An 840-nucleotide genomic window follows, 5' to 3' on the forward strand; every position below is an offset into this window, starting at 1 on the left:
CGTGTCACAGCCGCACGTCACATATTCAAGGCAGAAACCGGCGATTTGACCAATGGCGCGCCGCTGGTTGTTCTTATTGACGGGCGCACGGCCTCGTCAGCGGAACTGGTTGCAGCGGCCCTTCAAGATCGCCATCGTGCCGTGCTGATCGGGTCCACAAGCTTTGGCAAGGGGTCCGTTCAGGCAATCAATGATCTGCCCAACCATGGCACATTGACTTTTACCTGGTCGCGCATGACTGCCCCTTCTGGATACACCTTTGACAGAATCGGTCTTTTCCCGGCCATCTGCACGAAATCGGGCACAGGTAGCACCGCAATTCACAAGGTGGCGAACGCCTTGTCACAGCGTGATGAGACCGCCTCGGTGATGATGAAATGGCGCAAGCTGGACTATCAGGACGAAAAGAGCCGCCGTGAACTGCGCAGCGTTTGTCCGGCCAGCACAAATGGTGAAACATTTGATGTCGAAGTTGCACTTGAGCTGCTGAAAAATAACCGTGAATACAAGAATCTGGCCTATGTCGGACAACAGGAAATCGCCGATACTTTTGCCAGCCAATAAAATTGCATTCTTTTTTCCAAAATGGCTTGACACTCTGCCGATAACCTTTATGTTCCGCCGCCTGAGATACACCTGAACACAGGATGCAGAGACATGGCGAAGCCCGCTTCGATCCTCGTAAAGTTGGTAAGCACCGCAGACACCGGTTACTTCTATGTTGTTAAGAAGAACCCGCGGAATACCACCGAGAAATTCCAGTTTCGCAAGTACGACCCGGTCGTGCGTAAGCACGTCGTGTTCAAAGAAGCGAAAATGAAGTAATCTGGTTCTTCGGAA

Annotated in this window: 2 protein-coding genes; both read left to right on the forward strand. The window is 52.0% G+C overall.

Annotated features, from left to right (window positions below; translation table 11 throughout):
- On the forward strand, positions 1-564 hold a 564-nt coding region (locus B3Z49_RS14185), incomplete at its 5' end, for a S41 family peptidase (protein ID WP_296992050.1).
- A gap of 93 nt (positions 565-657) precedes the next feature.
- Entirely contained in the window at positions 658-825 is a 168-nt protein-coding gene (gene rpmG / locus B3Z49_RS14190) for a 50S ribosomal protein L33 (RefSeq protein WP_008890790.1), read from the forward strand.
- The last annotated feature ends 15 nt before the right edge of the window (positions 826-840 follow it).

The sequence above is a fragment of the Thalassospira sp. UBA1131 genome (assembly GCF_002311515.1).
Lineage (GTDB): Bacteria > Pseudomonadota > Alphaproteobacteria > Rhodospirillales > Thalassospiraceae > Thalassospira.